The sequence below is a fragment of the Arthrobacter sp. MA-N2 genome, from assembly GCF_000517125.1.
GTDB lineage: Bacteria > Actinomycetota > Actinomycetes > Actinomycetales > Micrococcaceae > Arthrobacter > Arthrobacter methylotrophus.
The window spans coordinates 1360924-1381207 of record NZ_KI912155.1; the positions used below are offsets into that span (position 1 = coordinate 1360924).

Consider the following 20284-nt stretch of genomic DNA (forward strand, 5'->3'; position numbering starts at 1 on the left):
ACCGGAATTCAAATCCACGATCACAATGAAGTTCTCGATCGGGTGCGCGTACGGGCTATCGTCCGCCTCGTCCCGAACAAAAACCAGGGCACGCATCAAACGCCGCCCCTCATCATCCTCACCGAAATACCCCACGGACCACGGCTCAAAACAAACCAAGGACATATCCGTGATCCCACGCTTGGCCAAAGCAGCCTGAACCTCGGGATTCTTCCGGCAACTCTCCTCACCCTCGGCAAACTCATCCACCATGAACGGCGGCTGAACACCCACAGCAAGCTGAGCCCACTTATCAACCGTGCCCGTATCAAGACCAACAACCGCCTCGAACGCACGCCCCTGAGCCCGGTCCACCAAAACCGCGTCCGCCTCACGCGCCACCTGCACACCACCACGCAAATCCGCCTTGGACGGCTCACGCAACTCAACACTGATAAAACGGAACGACTCCCCCGCAGCCGGCCCCTCCTTCAAAATCGAAACCACACGGGAAATCTCCGCCCGCGACAACGGATCCAACGGATGCGCCGTCCCAACAACGGCTTGAGCTTCACTGCTGATAGTCATGATTATCTCCTTGATTGGTCCTGTTTGAGGACGAGCTTGTGGTACAGAGTTGGTTGATCAGGGTGAGGGTGCCTGTGATTCGGGACCGGCTGGATGCGGCCAGCCAGCCCTCTGACAGGGCGCGCTCGTTAGCCGGCCAGCAGCCAGTCAGACGCCGCTTTGCGGTAGCGGATGATGCCTTTGTACTCGGCCATGTCTTCCGGGAGCTCTGCCAGCACGTGGCCAAACCTCTCGCGCCAGACGGGGACCTGGGCGATGTCCCTGAGGGGCAGGAGGTAGCTGCGGATCAGGAACAGCAGGACTCCGGTGTGGGGGAGACGGATCAGGTGCTGGACCTCGACGCGAAGGTGGAGCTTGTCAGGCATGTCAGGGTCGGTAGCGATGGTTCCGCGGTCCGGGCCCCACTCGGGGTAGGTTTCGGTGGAGGTGTCCAAGCGGTTGCCGACGGTCATGGTCCAGTTGGTGCGGCGGAACTGTTCTCCGGGCTGCAGGCGCAGGAGGAACTGCTCGGCGCGCTTGATGATGTTTTCTTCCTTGACCCGCGGGACGGGCCCGTGGATTTCGAGGAAGTTCATGCCGACGTCGAAGTTGAAGGACCAGTCCGCGGCGAAGGAGACCAGCCCGGCGTCGAGCCACATCGTGTTGTCTCGAATGTCGAGGAGAACGATGTCATCCTGGATCTGGCTACCCAAAAACCGCAGGGGGCCCATGGGCAGCGAGTCGTCGTCGCCGACGGTGAACTCCACGTCGAGGCCCTGCAGCTTGTTCTGCCAGCGGCAGGCGTTCCCTTCGCGCTGGAAGGACATGATGTCCGGGTAATCTTCGGCCATGGCCGGCAGCAGCGTGGCGATCGTGTCCCACACGGCGGGCCGCATATGGGGCAGGACCTGCATGCGTGAGGGGTCCCGGGTCAGGATCTGGTCGCGGTCGGCCAGTTCCTGGAGGTAGAACTCGTCGATGTCGATGACTCCGGCTCCCCAGGCGCCAGCGTCTGTCGGCACGTTTTTGTTGGCCGGTTCGACGTTGGCGCTGTAGCGGTAGCTTTCACCGGTGAAGGGGAAAGGAAAGCGCCTGATGCGTTCCGGAAGGGTGGCGGCGTCAGTGTCTTTGCCAATGGTGATGCTCAAAGGTCCAACTCCAATTCTGGGTCTTCGCTGCGTGAAACACAGCATATCATTGTGGTGTTCTCGGCCTTTTCCTGATCGGTCAGGTAGAGGTCCCGGTGCTGTGGGGTTCCCCGGAGGACCGGCAGGACACATTCCCCGCAGATGCCTTTGCGGCACATGTTGGGGATGGTTTTCCCTGCCCTTTCGAGTGTTTCCAGCAGCGACACGCCGGCCGGCACGTCCAGCTTGAGGCCGCTGCGGACCAAGTTCACCGTGAACGGCTCGCCGTCGTCCAGTTCGGCCGCCCCGAAGGCTTCCGAGTGCAGCCTCGCCGGTGGCCATCCCAGCTCCTGAGCCTGATTCAGGACTGCATCCATGAAGGCAATCGGGCCGCAGACGTAGAGGTGGGTTCCCAGGCTCTGGGTCATGAGCCGTTCGGTGAGGACATTCTGGAAACTGCCGCGGTCGCTGCATTCGGTCAGCGCGGGTCCCAGCAGGTCCCTGGCTTCCTCGACGTGGGCGCCGGTCCCGGGCCGGTACACGTAGATCAAGGATGATGTCGTGCCGCGGTCGGCGGCCGCTCTGACGTGCGAGAGTACCGGCGTGATGCCGATTCCCGCAGCGATCAGCAGATGGTGGGTGGCTGTAGATGCCGGGGCAAAAGCACTGCGGGGACGCGAGACATACACCCGGTCGCCGACCGCGAGATGGTGCATCGCCACTGAGCCGCCCGCGCCGTCCTCGACCCGGAGGACTGAGATGGCGTATTCGGACGGGGCGTTGCCCGAACCGGTGAGTGAATACGCATTCACGCCGCTGCCGTACTGGACAACCAGGTGGCTGCCCGGGACATAGGACGGAAGGCGTGCCCCCGACGGATCAGCCAACGTGATGCTGACAATCGATTCCGTCTGGGGACTGACGTTCGTCACCTCCAGCTGGAGGCCGCCTTCCACGGCCGGGTGGGCAGTGATCGGGAGCGCCGTGATAGTCATGATGCCTCCTCGGCGTGGGCTGAGTACCCCAGGTACGCGCCCATTCGGCGCGAGAAGTGATCGGTTGTAGCCAGAGTGGTGGCACATCCCTGGCACTGCACCTCGGAGCCCGCTTCGCGAACGGTTGCCGTGGTGGCATGGCAATGCGGGCAGTAAATTACCCGGGGTGCGGTCTCGTCGTTCAGGAGGGTGAGCTCCTCCTGTTGCAGTCCGCAATCCGCTGCTGCGGCTGCGGCTGCGCGGATGTCCGCCGGCGGGCCGGCGAGTACGAGGCGGACTCCGACGTGCGAACGCCCGAGCGCGGACCTCAGTTCCGTGAGGGCCTCGTGGTTTGCAGCTTGGAAACGAAGGTCATGCCTGGGCTGGACACCGGTGTCTAGACCCGCGGTGTCACCTGTGGCGCCAAAAGACGCACAGATGACACCGCGGAAACCAGGTTCCAGGCCTGTGCCTGCTGCCGGCGGCATGGACGCGGAACGCATGGTCGGTCCTTACGGGGCGAAGGTGCGGTCGCCGGTGAAGAACCCCAGGCCGTACTCGGGGGTCTCGAACTTGACTGTGGTTCCCTTCGGGAAGAACAGGACGTCGCGCTCCTTTGCGTGCGTGACTTCGCCTGTGGTTTCGTCGGTGAGGATGAATTCGCCCTTGATGACGACCTTCATTTCGTCGTAGGTGTACGTGTACACCAACGGCTCGGAAGCCTTCAGCTCGAAGAATCCGGCGCACATGACCGAGCCTTCGGGGTTGTGGAGGGAGTCACCGATGGCAGCGACGGTCCCTGGCTCGTTCATCGGCGGCAGGCCCAAATAACCGCCAACTACCTTGTGGATGGATCCGGCCTTACTCAGTGTTCCTACAACGGTTTCCATTTGTTTCTCCTCCATGAATAGTGACGTGCATGGTTCGTTAGAACTGTTCGTCTTGGGTTGGGTGATGGAACTGCGCTGAGATCCCCTTTCCCGGTTGGATTCCGGGAACGGGGATTTGCGAATCCGGCATTCTCTGTTTCCAAAGGGACCAGTCGAGCTCTGCCCTGAGTCCTACTGGCGTTGTGATGCCGGTCACGGAAGCGCGTTCCACAAACTTTCACATGAACAGATGTATAAGTCAACCGTTCCACATGAATATTCCGCCCAGAATGTACGCCTCGGGGTCAATTAAGACGGCTATCGTATTTTGTGAACCATTGACTAGAACAAGTGTTCATGTCAGCCTTGGAGCCACGTGACCGGATCACTCGAGTCCGCACCAGGCCCACGGAGCATTGCAAAAATGAAGGGGGAATAACCGTGAATCTGACAGCAATCGCGAGGACCGTGGTGGACGACGGCACGGCAAAAGAAATTGTGCCCAACTTGTCCCTCGTCAGGGACGAGATCGCGGCCACGACGGCCAAAATCGACGAACAGCAGGTAGTTACCCTGGCACGCCACATCTACCTGAGCGGCCGGATCGTCGTCGCCCAGCTTGAGTCCGAGGGCCTGGACAAGTTCGTGGCCAGCTGGAAGGAACTCCTGGCCGACGTCGAAGGTGCCCTTGCCTCTGCACGGAAGGCTTCCTAACCCACATGAACACTCTCAGCTATGACGCCTGCGGTGCTGCGCAGCAGGCCATCGAGCAGCACGTCCCGGCCCTTGTTGAAGACCGGATCGCCTCGAGGATTTTCGCGAAGGACCACACGTTGTGGGGTGCCGATGCGGAGTCCGAGTCCGCCGTCCGTCTTGGATGGGTGGACGCGGCTACCGTTTCCCGGTCCCTGGTCGAAGGAATCCTGGAACTCCGGGATGCCCTCAGGTCCGAAGGCGTCTCCCGTATTGTCCTGTGTGGCATGGGCGGCTCTTCGCTTGCCCCGGAGGTCATTGCCGGCACCGCCGGCGTCGAGCTGACCGTGCTGGACAGCACCGACCCCGAACAGGTCGGTGCCGCCCTGACGGACCGCCTGGCCCAGAGCGCCATCGTGGTCTCGTCCAAGTCCGGCTCCACCGTGGAAACCGACTCGCAGCGACGGGTGTTCGAACAGGCCTTCACCGAGGCCGGCATCGATGCCAGGAGCCGCATCATCATCGTCACGGACCCGGGGTCCCCGCTGGACAAGGCCTCCCGGGAAGCCGGCTACCGCGCGGTCTTCAACGCCGACCCGAACGTCGGCGGCCGCTTCTCGGCGCTCACGGCCTTCGGGCTGGTCCCCAGCGGCCTCGCCGGAGTCGATATCCAGGCGTTCCTGGACGAGGCCGAGGAAGCAGCGGAGGTCCTGAACGAGGACTCCTTCGAAAACATCGGGCTCCGGCTCGGTGCTGCCCTGGGCGGAACCACCCCGCTGCGCAACAAGATCCTCATCGTCGAAGACGGCTCCGGCATTGCGGGTTTCGCGGACTGGGCCGAACAACTCATCGCCGAGTCCACCGGCAAGCACGGCACGGGCGTGCTGCCGGTCGTTGCCGGTCCTTCCGCCCCCGAGGTCAGCAGCGGCGCGGAGGACGTCCTGGTGGTGCGTCTGGTCGGTGCGGATTCCGACGTCGAACTCGGTGAGAACGAAGCGGCGATCGCCGGTGGCCTGGCCACGCAGATGTTCCTCTGGGAATTCGCCACGGCCGTCGCAGGGCGCCTGCTGGGCATCAACCCCTTCGACCAGCCCGACGTCGAGGCCGCCAAGATCGCCGCGCGCGGCCTGCTGGACGCCCGCCCCGAACCCACCCCCGCCGCGTTCACCGACGGCGCGATCGAAGTACGCGGCGGTGACTTCCTCCGTGGCGCAGCCACCGCAGAGGAAGCCGTCGGGGCCCTCTTGGGAACGCTCGACGACGACAGTTACCTCAGCGTCCAGGCCTACTTCGACCGGATCGCGTACGCCGGGTTCGAGGGTGTCCGCGAGGAACTCGCCCGCGCCTCAGCGGCCGCCCGGTCACCTTCGGCTGGGGTCCGCGTTTCCTGCACTCCACCGGACAGTTCCACAAAGGCGGGCCCGCGATCGGTTCATTCCTGCAGGTAACGGCTTCCGCGAACGGCGACATCGCCATCCCGGAACGGCCCTTCACCTTCGGTCAGCTCATCGCGGCCCAGGCCGCCGGAGACGCCCAGGTCCTGGAGAACCACGGCCGCCCGGTCCTGCGCCTGCACCTCACGGACCGCACAGCCGGGGTCGCCCAGCTCCAGGAAATCATCGCTGCGCTGGCCGGCCAGACCAGCCCGCTCGAAAGCTAAGGCACAAACCCAAACATGCCAGAAACTGAAATCGGTTACAGGTCCACCGGAAAGGCTACCCGCCGCAATCCCCTCCGGGATCCGCGTGACCGCCGCCTGAACCGCATCGCCGGGCCGTCATCACTGGTTCTTTTCGGAGTCACCGGCGATCTTGCCCGTAAGAAACTCCTGCCCGCCGTGTACGACCTCGCCAACCGGGGCCTGCTGCCGCCAAGCTTCGCGTTGCTCGGTTTTGGCCGGCGCGAGTGGAGCAACGAGGACTTCGCCAACGAGGTCAGGGGTCTGCCGGCAGCTCTCCCGCCCAGGCCTGGCGCAGGCCGGGGACGGGCAGTGGCGGCGGGCGGTGATCGAGAAGCCTTTCGGTCCTGACCTGGAGTCCGCCCTGCAGCTGAACGACATTGTGGAGTCCGTGGTCCCGCCGGACGCGGTGTTCCGCGTCGATCATTACCTGGGCAAGGAAACGGTCCAGAACATCGTGCTGCGCGGCTACGGGGAACTCGCCAAGGAAAGCGAATCCCTCGTCACAGCGATCGAAGTCGAGGGCGCCTCCGATTCACCCAGCACGATCCTCCTCGCCGCCTGGCTCCACCAAGCCCTGGACGCCCCCGTCACCATCGTCGCGGACGCGGCCTGTCTACCGCCGAGCTGACCCAACCAGGCCAACCCGCCCAACGGATCACCCTCCCACACCGCAGCCTGCGGGACTGCCTTGCCGAAGAACTGCGCCGTCTCGACCCCGATGAGGTCTTCGGAGAAACCATTCAAAATCTCGGAACTTCCAAAATGCGCCCAAAAAAGCAGCTCCCGGTCAATCGTCAGCGCGGAGCGAGGACGAAACCGGGGCCGCTTTTCACTGACCACTGTTTAACCGGATGCGAATGCGGTAGCAAAGGAAATGTCAGACCGGGGCTTTCGCGCAGCGAGGGCCCGCGGCCGCGGGAGAGCGCAAGCAAACAGCGAAATTTCCGCAACCGCCCACCAGCCTTTTCTCGGCGGTCGGGAACATCTGTTTTCCTTCCTCGGCCTGCCATACATCCACGCGGGGATCCGTTTGCCGCGTGGACATTTCCTGCCGCGCCTGCTGGTACAAGGCGTTAGCTACCCGTCGTTGTGTGCCTGTTCCAACAGTGATTTTCTGCTCGGGTGCCCCGCGAGTAAAACTCGCTCCTGGGTTCCTGCCTGCGTAGTTAGGGAGGTATCACCGGTGGCCGCGCCAGCTCGGTTCCGAGCTGGCGCGGCCCGAGGGTCCTGAATTGGTGACAGCGGCGACCGGATTCATCCCGAGGATTTGATGCTGAAACAACGAGAGTTGTTGCGGTCCTGAGTTGGAGTTCGGTCCCTGCCATGGGGCCAGTATTCAGGCGTTATCCCGTGTCACCTGCCAGTCGGAAGCTCTTCCAGGGCAGCGGCGTCCTCATCGGGATCGCGGGCTAGAAAGGGGGCAGCGGCGGCTGGTTCATGATTCGCGCGCCTGGATTCACGTTGGGAGTAGAACCAGATCGGAATGTAGAGTGCCAGCACGATAAAGCCGAGCCAGGTTGAGGTCCAGCCGATCTCCAGGCTGTTCAGGTAAACCACCCCAATCAGGCACAGGGGCAGGTTGAACAGCCCAAAGAGCATGGCGACGTGTTTCCAGCCCTTGGGTGCTTTGAAAGGCCGTTCCAGTTGAGCGAAGGCGGGGTGCTTCCTGGCCCTGACGTAGGCGAACAGGCTGATGCCGTTGGCGCAGGTGTAGCCGATCGCAGCGGCCGCAAGAATTGCCGCGAGGGATCCAAGCGAAATCAGGACCATGTTGAATGCTGCGGTGACAAGCAAGGCAACGAACGGAGTTCCGTGGCCGTTCGTTTTGCCGAAGACCTTGGGGAGGTTGCCTTCCGCCGACATGGAGTGCATGGCACGGGACGAACCAAGATAGGCCGTCTGGATGATCAGGACCATGGCGGCGATCAGCACGATGATGGTGACGATGGAACCGGCTTGGCCGAAGACAGCCCGGGCGACCGGAATCAGGGGTGAGACAGGCTCGGCCTTGACACCGTCAACGCCCAGGACGCCGATAACGGCTGTTTGGACCAGAACGTACGAGAAGAAGCAGATGATGCCGCAAGCATAAAGCGCCTTGGGAACATCTTTGGCCGGATTTTTGTATTCCGGGCCGTAGATGGCTGCCGTTTCCCACCCACAAGCACTCCATTGTGCGATCGCGAAGATGCCAAAGAGAATGAGGACGTGGTGCATGTCCCATGTCCAGTCGGCCGGCAACCAGTTGCCAGTGATGTTGGCCAGGTCAACGTGCCCTGTGGCAAAAGGTGCCACAGCCAGGACAATCAGCGGTATCAGGGAAACAGCCGCCAGGATGTAACCCAGGATGGCGCCGTCCTTAAGGCCGAACCAGTTGACCACGAATAGTCCCGCGAAAATTACCAGACCTGAAAGCAACGAAAGCTGATATTCGGTGAATGTCTCGGCGAGCACCGGGAACAGCCCATGGAGGTAGCCGCCAACCAGAATGGCGAAGATCGCCAGCACGGGGTTCCAGGCGAACCAGTAGCTCCATGCGCTGAAGCCGCCGATCAGCTTGCCTTTGTCGTACTTGCCCTTGTAGTTTTCGGTGCGGAATATGTGCTGTGCATAGCCCGGTAGGCCAGAGGCTTTGGGGAACGTGGTGGCCATTTCGGCGTACGCCGTGTTTTGGAAGAAACCTTGAACCACCGACAGCCCCCAGATAAGAATTGCTGCGGCTGACAAATACAGCGGGATATAGCCCAAGGACGGTAGTATCAGCAAAGGCACGCCCAGTGAAATGGACAAACCCTGCTTCCAGTCAATCGACCTTTTCAGGTCATCGACAGCGCTCAAACTGTTTTCACTCATAAGATTCTCCTTTGAATGGCAGTGATAAACACAAACAATTGTGCGGGCAGCGGTGAGACGGCACCTTGCCATTGCCAGACACCACTCAGTGACCAAAGATGTCTGGCGTTCCGGATTTATGTCCGGGATATAGACGCGAGTGGTGCGGATGGTGGTTTGCCACATTCAAACGCTCAGCGGGGCGGGTTAGCCGTTGCGCGAGATTAGCCCGAACATGTAGCGGGACGTTTGTCCTCCGATTACAGGCGAGGCGTTGGGGCAGGTGACCCTTGGGCCTTAACTTGTGGAGACCGTGTAGGGCCTGTGGTGCGGCTGTAACTCGGTTAGATTTCGAAGTATCGGAAGGAGTGTGACTCCAGACCTTTGGGGTTGGGGCCATAGATAGTGAACATTCGAGCGTAGACAGGCGCCCAGTATTTGCCGAGTTGTCCCGGGTTTACGCGGGCTGAATCTCCGGGCTTCAGGATGACCGTCTTGCCTTCGCTCTCGATGTGGAGTTCGCCCTCCATCAGGAAGTTCGTCTCGGTGTGGGGGTGGAAATCTTCCCAACCGCAGGACCTCAGTTCCCACTCCGACAATATGAAGTCATCCCAGCTGCCCACAGGATCGGCATTGATGAATCTGCAGAGCAATCGTTGCCATTCGTCCTTCATGGGCTTCATGGGCCTCATTGACCAGAATTCGATCTCTTCCCCTGTTGTGGGTGTCAGGAACTGAGGTGTGGTCGCGCCCATTGCTTTAGACCCTTTCTTATGCGCGACATATCCCTAAGCGCGCTATTTGCAGTGTGGGATGTTTCGATAAATCCGGGTCAGATCGCGTAATGGTGATCTGAATCACGGTGTTGTCCACTGTGACAGGGACGAGCGTCTAAGTCAATGGTCTGCCATAATTTCTCACCCCGCCCTTCTGAGAAAAAGTCTTCTTGAACGCCCCGGGGAATCATTTGGTTTTGCCCGGATGGCGGGCTGGGGTTTGGTGCCCTGTTCGTGTTGGTCAGTGTTAGGAGTTCGGCGCTAAGTGCCTGGATCTGACGTGGGATGCCGGCCGAGTTCAGGGGCGTGTTTTCCCGCCATAGCCGCGTCTTAACGTCCCGGGAGACGGTGCCGGAGTCGGCCAGAACGCGTTGGAACGGAGTCGCGGGCCGGTGGTATGTTTTGCTGATCTTCGCTCTGGTCCGGACCTTCGCCAGGAGCTTCTGCCGTGGCTCGAAATGATTCGTCAACAGCCGCTGTAGCGCCAAGATCCGGTTCAACAGTTCCAGCTCGGCGGCGGTGTCGCAGCGGTGATTGCCGACGGTCTGACGGACGGTGTGCCAGTTCTTCTGTTGACTTCCAGAAGGACTACCTGCGCGAACTCATTGACGCCACCGATTACCCGCCCTTCGACCTGGACGCCGTTTCCCAGCTCTTCAAGGACTGGATGCAGCACAAGCACGAGGGCATCCCGGGATACCGCGGCATGATCCACCGCTCCGTGGTCACCGGCACCATGGCAGTCAAACACCACACCCGCTGGCTCAACGCCATGGACGACTCCCTCGAACGATACCTGAACGGCACGTCCCAGGACATCGACACCAACACCCCCGCGGCAAGCTGACCAAGTACGCGGCTAGCCTGTCCCTAAGAACATGGGCAGGCAAGGGATCTGGAGAGGTTCCGATCACCCGCTTGTGCACTCCAGACTGTACAACCCTCCGCCAGTGAGAGCGGATCAGTCTCCCTCTGGACCCTTCCGTCTGAAAGAAGGGTGTCCCGGCCATGACAGGACCCAGCCTGGCAACCACCTTGAGTGCTTACATATGGCGCTATCCACCCAAGACCGAACAGAAATTCAGGTCGGTCGTTCAAGACGAAGGTGGGACCTTTTACTCTCCAAGCAATAGTCTTAGGACGTGTTCAGACGGACTGAAATCGGAGACTGGGGAGTGAGCTATGCGGGTAGCCGCGAAAGATCGAAAAGAACAATTGATTTCAGCGACGGTGGAACTAATGAGGCGTGAGGGCGTTCAGTCCGTGACCATGAGGGCCGTCGCCAAAGAGGCCAATGCTCCCTTGGCCGCCGTTCACTACTGTTTCAGCGGTAAAGAAGAGCTTATGGAGGCGGCCGCCGAGGCTTGGCTGAAGAACCTCAGCAGTTTTTCCGGCGAGGTCCCGGTCCACCTAGGTCTTCGTAAGGCCGTGGAACAAGTAGCCGAAGGCTACTGGCGCGCACTGGAAGAAGAGCCCGCCAGCCTCCTTGCTGAGATCGAACTCATTCTGTGGGCAGCACGTAATGCCCCGGTGAGCCCGCTGGCCGCGAAGATTTATCCGGCCTACGAAGTTGAACTGGGAAACATATTCTCCGCTGCGGCACAAAACAATGGTGACCACTGCTGTATTGCCATCCCTGCGCTCGTGAGGTCTTTCCTGATGATCTACGACGGAGCGTCCGTTCAATACATGACCGACCCGAAGGCGGCCGATCACCGTGGCTTGTTCTTCATGATGCTTGATGCACTACTGACCAAGGCCTGCGTGTAACAGTCCTCACGACGTGGCAACGCGGAGAGGTCGGTCCCGGCAGGAGCATTCCGAGTGGTAACTTTCGACTGGAAATGGCACGCGGGGTATTCATGGGCCGGGAGTAGCTTGGGCGCCATCAGCGTCGCCTGTCGGCTGGCGCACCTCGCTGGCCGGAGGTTCAAGCGCTCCAGGACCGGTGACTTTTACCGGGAGTGGAAGTAGCTGCCAGAACTCCCGTTCCATGACTAAATCGGCGCTTCCGCAGGTCAGGTCACCCTTGGCGCGATAACTGCATTCGGATGCTAGAGCCTGAATTTACTCTTGGATCGCTTGCCCGTTGTAGGGTTCCTGCATCTAATGCGCCTTTCCCTGGTTTAGGGGCTGGCGTGATCGGTGCCATCCCGGTTTCGTCTCGAGGATGCTGGTGGAGCCGGATGTTGGGCTGTTTCCGTTGCTCAAAATGTTGGGCCCTCTCCTCGGAGAACGCCGCCATGCCCTCTTTCTGGTCACCTGAAACCGGCGACGGCCGCAATCGTGGAAGTGCGTAGTTCGGTGTATGCCGTCCACCCTTCAAACGGTTACCTTTTGGCCACAACCTTGATGCCCGACTTCTCACAAGTTCCCTTGGACGGCTTACTTCTTTAGGCTTGCACAGTGATCTTCAAAGCTGTGGGCGAGGGACGCCCGTACCCTGACCATGGTTATTCCACGCCCAAGGACTGGGCCGCACTGCCACCGCGTCCTGTTCGGCTCGATGAACTTGTCACCACCAAACGCACCCTTGACCTGGAAGCGCTGTTGGCCGAGGACTCAACCTTCTTCGGAGATCTCTTCCCGCATGTGGTGCAGTATCAGGGCTTGTTGTACCTCGAAGACGGGCTCCACCGTGCAGTCCGTACCGCGCTACACCAGCGCACGGCCATCCACGCGCGCGTGCTTGTGATAGATGGTTAACGAGACAATCCCCGAAGAGCAGGTGGCTGTGCCCGATAACGCGAATCCGAGGAAGCGCCGGAACCATCCGAATCGTCAGAAAGACCCGACGATTCTGCACGGGCATCGTGTTGTTACTGGGCCGGAACTCCGGGCGACCTTTGTGGATTCTCCTGGACCTGAGAGCCATCCCGGGTGGTTCAGCCGCCGCCTCTTGCATGGGATCGTTCTCGCGTTGCTCATCGGGCTGATCGTTGCAGGTCTTGTGGGCGCCTGGGCAGTCATGAACGGCGTGATCCGCTTCCCCTCCGCCCTTGCGAGCAGTGCACCGGCGGCCGTGTGCCCGACGACTGTTTTTGACTACACGCCCAACAATAAGATCCAGGTCAATGTCTACAACGCAGCCGGGAGGTCTGGTCTGGCCAAGAACGTGGCCGACCAGCTGAAAGCCCGGGGATACATCGTGGGCAGCGTCGACAACTCCACCACCAGCTACACGGGCTCGGCCATGGTTGTTTCGGGATCCAGCGGCGAAGCGGCAGCGTTCAACATCCAAAGAAACGTTCCGAACACTGACTTCTTCCAGGACCAACGGGCGGATGCCTCCGTGGATATCATCCTCGCTCCCGGTTTCTCGGCGCTGGTGCCGGCGGAACTGGTAGACAACACCCCGGGTAAGCTCAGTTGTCCTCGCCAAGACCAGCGGATTGCGGACAATTCGAAGCTGCCGGTGCTCCCGCCGCCCACGCCCTAGCCTCGGTGGCAGTGCTAGCCCAGTGGCAGTGTCACGCCAAGTGCGCGGGCCGGCCGCCGTCGTCGAACCTTGCTCCCGCGCCCAACTGGACGAACCGAACGGTCTGAAGCAAGCGCTTCTCCAGTTCTTCCGGCTCCGACCCGCTCGCCGCATTGCCGCGGGCCGCACTGGAGGAGAGCGTTCCGTGGATGAGCCTGGCGAGCTGCTCGACGTCGGTGGGCGGTAGGTAGCCCGCCGCTATCCCGTCGCGCAGGATGTCCTGGAGCAACACGTTGAGTTCGCCGACGTGATCCGCCAATTGCGCAAAGGAAGCAGGGGACAGGACGGCCGCCATGGCAGGGCCCGGAGGAAGATGACGGCGGCTCAGATCCTCGACCTGGGCACGTACGTAGAGGGCCAGGCGGTCCACGGGATTCGGCAGGGCAGCCAGGGATTCGCGCAGGTCGCCGAGGAAGCGTTCAGTTTCGTCCAAGGCATAGGCGATCAGGAGTTGTTCCATGTCGGCGTAGTAGTTGTATACCGCGGTCCGGCCGACGCCCGCATGCCGAGCGACATCGGTCATGGTCAGTCCGGGCAGGCCGTGGGTGAAGAGCAGCTCACCGAAAGCGGTCAGGATCCGGCGTCGGGTTTCAGCGCGCTGCGCCGCGTTGCTGGCGGCCGTAATCCTAGGCATACAGACACTTTACAGCGATCTGTCAGCAAAGCCGTGACTGCATGGCGCGAACTGGCCGCAGATGACCTCCGGACGCAGTTTTGGGGTCACCTGCTGCCAGTTCGCGGAGGGGCGGTATCGAAAGACGCTAGATCGCGCAGCCGTCGGGACCGCAGGCTTCGGCGTCGGGGCTGCCGACGGCGACTAGCGGATTGGCTTCCTGCCACGCCTGTGTGAGGGCCTGGCTGAAGACCTCGGACGGCTGCGCGCCGGAGAGACCGTACTTGCGGTCGATGACGAAGAACGGCACACCGGTGACTCCGATCATCCGGGCTTCGGCGATGTCGCTGCGGACGTTCTCGGCGTACTTGTCGGTGCTGAACAATTCGGCGATTTCCGCTTCCGGCAGGCCCAAATCGCGGCCGAGCTTGGTCAGGTATTCCTGGCTTCCGATGTCCTCGCCGTGTTCAAAATGGCCGCTCAGGAGCTGTTCTTTGGCTTGGTCTTGTTGGCCGTGGGCGGCCGCGAGGTGGATGAGGCGGTGCGCCGTGAAGCTGTTGGCCACCACGACGTCGTCGAAGCGGTAGTTCAGGCCCTCGCCCTTTGCCTGCAATGCCACATGCTCGAACATCTGACTGACCTGCGCCGGGTTCATGCCCTTGCGCTTGCTCAGGTAATCGAGCTCGGTGCCGTCGTAGTGTTCAGGGAGGCTCGGGTCCAGCTGGTAGCTGCGCCACTGGATCTCTACCGAGTCGCGGTGTGGGAATTCTCCCAGGGCCTTTTCGAACCGGCGCTTTCCGATGTAGCACCACGGGCAAGCGACGTCCGACCAGATCTCAATCTTCATGATGTCGACAACCCGAAATTCAGGCGCGTCATTCCCGAGCTGGCCTGTTCGACTGGTCACAGCACGGCATCCACGACACGCTAAATGGTATGCGATGCAGAAACGGGCAGGCGCTACGGGTATCCAGGCGTCGTGGAACCGTTTGCGCATCGGTGGTCCGATTCAGCTGCGAGATGTTGGCGGATCCCTTCGACGATGAGTTCGTGGTCCGCCTGCGACGAAAGTCCCGACGCCGTGACGGCCGCGACGACGCCAACGCCACGGACCCGCACCGGAAACGAGCCCCCGGTCACCGCATAGTCGGTGCCCAGCCACCCTGCGGCGACCGCATCTATTCCGGCAGAGGCGTGCCGGGCCTCCACAAGCGCGCTGCTCGCTTCCATCCGCAGCACGAGTGCGGACTTCCGCGCGATCCAGGATTCCTGGTCTGGTGTGATGCCGGGTAGAGCGGCGCGGAAAAGGATGAGCCCGGCGCGTCGGATGTCGATGCCGATCGAGTGGCCGGCCACCTGCGCCATCTCGGTGAGCCGGGAGCCGAGCTTCCATGCGTCTGCGTGGTCGAAAGAGGTGAAAAGCAGTTCCTCCTCCTGGCGTTCAAGTGCTTCAACAGTGGGAATGTCGGTCATGCGGCCGTTCACCTTTCTTCTTGCCATCAGTTTTCCGGGTACGCAATAAACGCGAAGCGCTCGGAGTCAGGAGACCAGCTATTGACGTTAAGCGTTCCCTGGCCGCCAAAGAGCGGCCACACGTGGAGGGGCGTCGCCCAGTCATCTGTTGAGACAAGCACGACGTCGACCGGCAAGTCCGCGGGGTGGCCCACCGTTCCGCCGGGGAAACGGATGTAGCTGGCGAGGCGCCCGTCGGGGGAGAGGTGCGGGAACCAGTCGACGGTTTCGCTGTGGAGCATGCGTTCGGCTGTGCTTCCGGTGCCGACCCGCACCCTGGCGAGTTGGGCGTGGCCTGGCCGGTCCGTGAAGGCCTCGGTATTGAAGTACAGCCACTCGCCGTCTGGAGAAAACTCGGGTCCATCGCAGTGGCCATCAATGTCGATCGCCGCCGCGGGGCCGCCGCTGGCCTGGATCGTCATCAGCCTGCCCGGCTGGGTGAAGTCTCCCGCTTCTATTCCGACGTAGGCGAGTGTCCGTCCGTCGGGGCTGACGCCGTGGAGGAAATGGAAGGACCCGTCGTCGTCCGTGATCTTGGTGGCTTCTCCGCCGTCGAGGGCCGCTCGGTAAATGTGGCCGTCATTCGCCGAGAGGTAGATGGTGGAGCCGTCGGGCGCGAGGACGTGGTCGTTGTTGAGGTCCGGGATGCCGGTGATTGCCAGCTTTTCGATCGTGCCTCCGGAAAGTTTCAGCCGCCACAGGGCGCCATCACCATTGAGGATCAGGGCCTGGCCATCGAGCGTCCAGTTGGGAGCTTCCAGCAGCAGCTTGTCCGTGGTGAAGGCTAGCTCGGAAGTGCCGGTGGCAGAGGCGCTCCACACTTCGCAGCGCTGGCCGGGTTGGAGGGTTCTTATCACAGTGCTTCCTCGACGAATCCGTCCTCATCGGGTGCTGTGGTCCGAGACATGCGTACGACCTTTCGTCTTTGGCGCGAGTTGGCAGCAGATGCCCGCAACATCGGATTTTGGGGTCATCTGCTGCCAGTTCGCGCTAACTGGAGGGGTGCTTAGTCCTGGCTGAAGGCGGCGTCGAAGGAGGTTTGTGAGGGCGGGAAGTCGTATTTTTTGAGGGCGGCGAGGGCTTCGGGGGCGCCGTGGAGGCGGTCCATGCCGGCGTCTTCCCATTCGACGGAGATCGGGCCGGTGTAGCCGATCGCGGTGAGGGCCCGGAAACTCGATTCCCAGGGCACGTCGCCGCGTCCGGCTGAGACGAAGTCCCAGCCGCGGCGCGGGTCGCCCCAGGGCAGGTGGGAGCCCAGGACCGTGTTGCGGCCGGTGGGGCGGAGCTTGGTGTCCTTGCAGTCCACGTGGTAGATGCGGTCCTTGAAGTCCCAGATGAAGGAGACGGGGTCGATGCCTTGCCACATGAAGTGCGAGGGGTCCCAGTTCAGTCCGAACGCTTCCCGGTGCCCGATCGCTTCCAGGGTGCGCACGGTGGTCCAGTAGTCGTAGGCGATCTCGGAGGGGTGGACTTCGTGGGCGAAGCGGACGCCGCATTCGTCGAAGACGTCAAGGATGGGGTTCCAGCGGTCCGCGAAGTCCTGGTAGCCGGCGTCGATGACTTTCTCGGGGACGGGCGGGAACATGGCGAGGTATTGCCAGATGGAGGAGCCGGTGAACCCGACGACGGTATCCACACCTAAAGCGCGGGCGAGGCGGGCGGTGTGTTTCATTTCTTCGGCGGCGCGCTGCCGCACGCCTTCGGGTTCGCCATCACCCCAGACCTTGGCTCCGACGATGGCCTCGTGGCGGAAGTCGATGGGGTCATCGCACACGGCCTGGCCCTTGAGGTGGTTGGAGATGGCCCAGACCTTGAGGTTGTACTTCTCCAACACCGCGAGTTTGTTCTCGACGTAGCCGGGTTCGTCCCAGCGCCAGGCGTCCAGGTGGTCTCCGGAGACGGCGATTTCCAGGCCGTCGTAGCCCCATCCGGAGGCCAGGCGGGCGACTTCCTCGAAGGGCAGATCGGCCCACTGGCCGGTGAACAGGGTATACGGGCGGGACATTGGTTCTCCTTGCAAAGTTTCGGGGGGCAGAGCCGTTCAGTCACCGGCGAGCTGGATGATGGCGCTCTTGGCGTCGGCGGATTCTTCGATAGCGGCCAGGATGTATTGGACAGCGAGCCCGTCCTCGAAGGCCGGAGACGGCGGCGTCCCGGTGTCGATGGCGGCCAGGAAGTCGCGGATTTCGTGGGTGAAGGTATGTTCCCAGCCAATCACGTGGCCCTGCGGCCACCAAGCACCCATATACGGGTGCTGCGCTTCGTTGACCAGGATCCGGCGGAAGCCCTGCTCCCGGACAGGAAGCGTGGCGTCGAGGAAGCCGAGCTCGTTGATGGATTCCAGGTCGAAGAGGAGTGAGCCCTTGTCGCCGTAGACCTCCATGGTGAGCGAGTTCTTCCGGCCCGTGGCCATGCGGGAGACTTCCACGGACGCGACTGCCCCGGAGGCGAGGGTCAACGTGGCCCAGGCGGCGTCGTCGACCGTTACTTTTTCCGGGCCGTCCGCACCGGGGCGGCTGTTCACGAAAGTGTGCAGCCGGCCGGAGACTTCGGTGACGGAGTCGCCGAGCAGGAAGAGGACCTGGTCTATCGCGTGGGAGGCGATGTCGCCCAGCGCGCCGGATCCTGCGGTTTCCTTGTTGAGGCGCCAGGTCATGGGGGAATCGGCGTCCACGAGCCAGTCCTGCAAATATGCGGCGCGGACGTGCCGGACAGTGCCGAGCCTGCCCTCAGCGATGAGTTCGCGGGCCAGGGCGAGGGCCGGTACCCGGCGGTAGTTGAAACCGATCATGGATTGGATGCCGCGCGAGCGGGCTGCCCGCGCGGCTTCCGTCATGGCTTCGGCCTCGGCGAGGGTGTTGGCGAGGGGCTTTTCGACCAGGACGTGCTTGCCCGCTTCCAGCGCCGCGATGGCGATTTCGGCGTGCATCCAGCCCGGAGCGCAGATGTCCACGATGTGGATGTCATCGCGTTCCAGGACCGAGCGCCAGTCCGTGGCGGACTCGCTCCACCCGTACTTCGCCGCGGCCTCGGCAACTTGTTCCGGGTCCCGGCCCACGAGCACTTTCTGTTCGAAAGCCGGGACGTCGAAAAAGCTGGCCACATTCCGCCACGCGTTCGAATGGGCCTTGCCCATGAACGCGTAGCCGATCGCGGCGACACCGAGGGGTGATTTACCCGGATGGCCTTTTTCAGGGTTGGTGGGGGCGGAGCTAGTCATGAGAGATTCCTAGAGGGTGGCGGCCATCGGGTCCCAGTCCTCGGGGAGGGCTTGGGAGGTCACGGCGGAGCTGTCGACGCCTACGAAGGTGCCGGATTCGGCGGACTCGGAAATGGAGACCAGGGTATCGACCACGTGGTAGGCGAGGGCACCCTGGGCGCGGTGCGGAACACCGGCGCGGAGCGAACGTGCCATGTCCAGCACGCCCATGCCGCGGCCGTTGGCCGGTCCCGTGGCGGGGATGATTTCCGCTTCTTCGGCTCCCGCGCGCCATAGCTTGAGGTCGCCGTCGAAGAAGTTCGGGTCCGGGAGCTCGAGGGTGCCCTCGGTTCCGGTGATTTCCACGAAGCCCATCCGCAAGCGGGGCGATTCGAAGCTGAAGACGCTGTGCGAGGAGGCGCCCCCTTCGAACTGGAGCATGGCACTCACATGTGTGGGGACCTCGACGGCGAATTCCTCCCCGGCCTTGGGCCCGGAACCGACAACGCGGACTTCCTTGGCTTTGGAGCCGACGGCGGCCACCTTGCGCACCGAACCGAAGGTCTGGACCAGTGCGGTGATGTAGTACGGGCCCATGTCGAAAAGCGGGCCCGCGCCGTGCTGGAACAGGAATGCCGGGTTCGGGTGCCAGGACTCCGGGCCCGGGGTCTGGAACATGGTCAGGGCGGTCAGCGGGGTTCCGATGTCGCCGCGTTCGATGATCCGGCGGGCCGTCTGCAGGCCGGCGCCCAGGAAGGTGTCCGGTGCGCAGCCGAGGCGGATGCCTGCGGCGTCGGCCGTCTTCAGCAGGGCCAAACCGGATTCGCGGTCCAGGGAGAACGGCTTCTCGGTCCAGACGTGCTTGCCGGCAGCCACGGCCGCGGTGGCTACCTCGACGTGCGCCGCCGGGATGGTCAGGTTGACGATGATTTCGACGTCGGGATGGTTCAGTGCCGCGTCCACCCCGCCCCACTCGGGGATGCCGTATTCCTTGGCCCGCGCTTCCGCGGCTTCCTCGAAGAGGTCGGCGATGACGTGGACTTTCAGGTCCGGGAAGACCGTCAGGTTGTCCAGGTAGGCCTTGCTGATGTTCCCGGCGCCGATGACGGCGACGCCCACGGGCCCCCCGGAGGGAAGACTCAGGGAAGACGGGTTCGATGGTGTGCTCTGCTGCGTTGCGGCGCTCATGCGTTCACGTCCTGTGCTGCGTTGTCCTGAAGGAAGGCGAGGCTTTCGGCAATGCCTTCGAAGATGTCTCCGGCGTAGTCGTCGAATTCCACGACGCCCACCTCCAGGGACTTCGCGGCAGCAACGACGTCGAGCACCGGGATGGTGCCCTTGCCCGCCGGCAGCTGGGCTTTTGTGTCTGTGGTGCCGGGGCCGTCCTTGATGTGGATGAACTTCACGCGGTCACCCAGGCGGGCAAGCAACTCGACGGGGTTCTGGCCGCCGACCGATGCCCAGTAGGTGTCGACTTCCAGGACCAGTTCCGGGTCCAGGAGGCTTTCGAAGTACTCCAGGGCGGTCTGGCCCTCGATGCTGGACTCAAGCTCCCAGGCGTGGTTGTGGTAGCCGACGCGGATCCCGTAGTCGGCCCCCTTCTTGGCTGCGGCGTTGAGTTTTGCCGCGGTGGCCTGGATGTCCTCGGCGTTCTGCCAGTGCTCGGCAGGCAGGTAGGGATCGATGACCGTGGAGATGCCCAATTCCTTGGCAGCGGCGAAGATTTCGTCCTGGTCCTGGCTCAGCAAGGGTGCATGGCCGGAAGGGGCGGTCAGCCCATTCTCCTTCAATGCAGCGCCCAGCTCCTTCGCCGTGGCAACGAAATCGTAGGGTTCAACCTGCGTGAAACCGATCTCGGCAACCTTCTTGATGGTGCCCGGCAGGTCTTCCTGCATGGCGTTGCGCAGAGTGTACAGCTGGATCGAGTAAGACATGGTTTTCCTTTGCTTGGTCAGTTGCGTGAAAAAGGCATTGCTTGAGGAGG

Annotated in this window: 19 protein-coding genes and 4 pseudogenes; 8 read left to right on the forward strand and 15 right to left on the reverse strand. The window is 62.4% G+C overall.

Annotated features, from left to right (window positions below):
* The 5 genes and pseudogenes from A3M3_RS24055 to A3M3_RS0106980 form a co-directional block, all read right to left on the reverse strand.
* Positions 1 to 567 (reverse strand): annotated as a pseudogene (locus A3M3_RS24055) (primary-amine oxidase); the annotation flags it as partial.
* Between the two features lie 128 nt (positions 568 to 695).
* Positions 696 to 1694, reverse strand: a complete 999-nt coding sequence (locus A3M3_RS0106965; RefSeq protein WP_051422986.1) for a heme-dependent oxidative N-demethylase family protein — start codon at positions 1692 to 1694, stop codon at positions 696 to 698.
* Complete coding sequence (locus A3M3_RS0106970; RefSeq protein WP_028265744.1) at positions 1691 to 2668, reverse strand: PDR/VanB family oxidoreductase; 978 nt, start codon at positions 2666 to 2668, stop codon at positions 1691 to 1693. The genes A3M3_RS0106965 and A3M3_RS0106970 overlap by 4 nt, the downstream gene beginning before the upstream one ends.
* Positions 2665 to 3150, reverse strand: a complete 486-nt coding sequence (locus A3M3_RS0106975; RefSeq protein WP_028265745.1) for a dimethylamine monooxygenase subunit DmmA family protein — start codon at positions 3148 to 3150, stop codon at positions 2665 to 2667. The genes A3M3_RS0106970 and A3M3_RS0106975 overlap by 4 nt, the downstream gene beginning before the upstream one ends.
* A gap of 9 nt (positions 3151 to 3159) precedes the next feature.
* A complete protein-coding gene (locus A3M3_RS0106980) occupies positions 3160 to 3537 on the reverse strand; it encodes a cupin domain-containing protein (protein WP_051422984.1) in 378 nt (125 codons plus the stop codon).
* A 420-nt stretch (positions 3538 to 3957) separates the two neighbouring features.
* Here A3M3_RS0106980 and A3M3_RS0106985 point away from each other — a divergent pair, with 420 nt between their 5' ends.
* The 4 genes and pseudogenes from A3M3_RS0106985 to A3M3_RS29490 form a co-directional block, all read left to right on the forward strand.
* Positions 3958 to 4230 (forward strand): hypothetical protein, encoded by a 273-nt coding sequence (locus A3M3_RS0106985; protein ID WP_028265746.1) that lies wholly within the window; start codon positions 3958 to 3960, stop codon positions 4228 to 4230.
* 5 nt (positions 4231 to 4235) lie between these two features.
* Positions 4236 to 5869: pseudogene (locus A3M3_RS24060) on the forward strand (glucose-6-phosphate isomerase).
* A 15-nt stretch (positions 5870 to 5884) separates the two neighbouring features.
* Positions 5885 to 6347, forward strand: a pseudogene (locus A3M3_RS27325) (glucose-6-phosphate dehydrogenase); the annotation flags it as partial.
* Between the two features lie 18 nt (positions 6348 to 6365).
* Positions 6366 to 6655 (forward strand): annotated as a pseudogene (locus tag A3M3_RS29490) (OpcA/G6PD domain-containing protein); the annotation flags it as partial.
* Positions 6656 to 7243: 588 nt separating this feature from the next.
* On the opposite strand, the gene A3M3_RS0107005 reads toward A3M3_RS29490, so the two are convergent.
* Both A3M3_RS0107005 and A3M3_RS0107010 read right to left on the reverse strand, forming a co-directional pair.
* On the reverse strand, positions 7244 to 8743 hold the full coding sequence (locus tag A3M3_RS0107005) for an APC family permease (RefSeq protein WP_081736715.1): 1500 nt from the start codon (positions 8741 to 8743) through the stop codon (positions 7244 to 7246).
* Between the two features lie 323 nt (positions 8744 to 9066).
* Entirely contained in the window at positions 9067 to 9405 is a 339-nt protein-coding gene (locus tag A3M3_RS0107010; RefSeq protein WP_028265750.1) for a cupin domain-containing protein, read from the reverse strand.
* Positions 9406 to 10165: 760 nt separating this feature from the next.
* Here A3M3_RS0107010 and A3M3_RS0107020 point away from each other — a divergent pair.
* From A3M3_RS0107020 to A3M3_RS0107035, 4 genes are all read left to right on the forward strand, one after another.
* Positions 10166 to 10345, forward strand: a complete 180-nt coding sequence (locus A3M3_RS0107020) for a hypothetical protein (RefSeq protein ID WP_028265751.1) — start codon at positions 10166 to 10168, stop codon at positions 10343 to 10345.
* Positions 10346 to 10680: 335 nt separating this feature from the next.
* On the forward strand, positions 10681 to 11268 hold the full coding sequence (locus A3M3_RS0107025; RefSeq protein ID WP_081736716.1) for a TetR/AcrR family transcriptional regulator: 588 nt from the start codon (positions 10681 to 10683) through the stop codon (positions 11266 to 11268).
* 636 nt (positions 11269 to 11904) lie between these two features.
* Positions 11905 to 12204 carry a type II toxin-antitoxin system VapB family antitoxin gene (locus tag A3M3_RS0107030; RefSeq protein ID WP_028265753.1) on the forward strand — a complete coding sequence of 100 codons (300 nt, stop codon included), beginning with the start codon at positions 11905 to 11907 and terminating at the stop codon, positions 12202 to 12204.
* Positions 12197 to 12937 (forward strand): LytR C-terminal domain-containing protein, encoded by a 741-nt coding sequence (locus A3M3_RS0107035; protein WP_081736717.1) that lies wholly within the window; start codon positions 12197 to 12199, stop codon positions 12935 to 12937. Before A3M3_RS0107030 ends, A3M3_RS0107035 begins: the two co-directional genes overlap by 8 nt.
* Before the next feature lie 31 nt (positions 12938 to 12968).
* Here A3M3_RS0107035 and A3M3_RS0107040 read toward each other — a convergent pair whose 3' ends face one another.
* The 8 genes from A3M3_RS0107040 to A3M3_RS0107080 form a co-directional block, all read right to left on the reverse strand.
* A complete protein-coding gene (locus A3M3_RS0107040; RefSeq protein WP_028265755.1) occupies positions 12969 to 13610 on the reverse strand; it encodes a TetR/AcrR family transcriptional regulator in 642 nt (213 codons plus the stop codon).
* Positions 13611 to 13737: 127 nt separating this feature from the next.
* Positions 13738 to 14436, reverse strand: coding sequence for a DsbA family oxidoreductase (locus tag A3M3_RS0107045; RefSeq protein ID WP_028265756.1), 699 nt, complete (start codon positions 14434 to 14436; stop codon positions 13738 to 13740).
* Positions 14437 to 14549: 113 nt separating this feature from the next.
* A complete protein-coding gene (locus tag A3M3_RS24070) occupies positions 14550 to 15062 on the reverse strand; it encodes a heme-degrading domain-containing protein (protein WP_051423300.1) in 513 nt (170 codons plus the stop codon).
* Between the two features lie 26 nt (positions 15063 to 15088).
* Positions 15089 to 15958, reverse strand: a complete 870-nt coding sequence (locus A3M3_RS24075; RefSeq protein ID WP_035741469.1) for a TolB family protein — start codon at positions 15956 to 15958, stop codon at positions 15089 to 15091.
* A 149-nt stretch (positions 15959 to 16107) separates the two neighbouring features.
* On the reverse strand, positions 16108 to 17106 hold the full coding sequence (locus A3M3_RS0107065; protein WP_028265758.1) for a sugar phosphate isomerase/epimerase family protein: 999 nt from the start codon (positions 17104 to 17106) through the stop codon (positions 16108 to 16110).
* Positions 17107 to 17142: 36 nt separating this feature from the next.
* Positions 17143 to 18321 carry a Gfo/Idh/MocA family protein gene (locus A3M3_RS0107070; RefSeq protein ID WP_028265759.1) on the reverse strand — a complete coding sequence of 393 codons (1179 nt, stop codon included), beginning with the start codon at positions 18319 to 18321 and terminating at the stop codon, positions 17143 to 17145.
* A 9-nt stretch (positions 18322 to 18330) separates the two neighbouring features.
* A complete protein-coding gene (locus tag A3M3_RS0107075) occupies positions 18331 to 19488 on the reverse strand; it encodes a Gfo/Idh/MocA family protein (RefSeq protein ID WP_155854306.1) in 1158 nt (385 codons plus the stop codon).
* Positions 19485 to 20234, reverse strand: coding sequence for a sugar phosphate isomerase/epimerase family protein (locus A3M3_RS0107080; protein WP_028265761.1), 750 nt, complete (start codon positions 20232 to 20234; stop codon positions 19485 to 19487). Before A3M3_RS0107080 ends, A3M3_RS0107075 begins: the two co-directional genes overlap by 4 nt.
* Positions 20235 to 20284 lie beyond the last annotated feature (50 nt).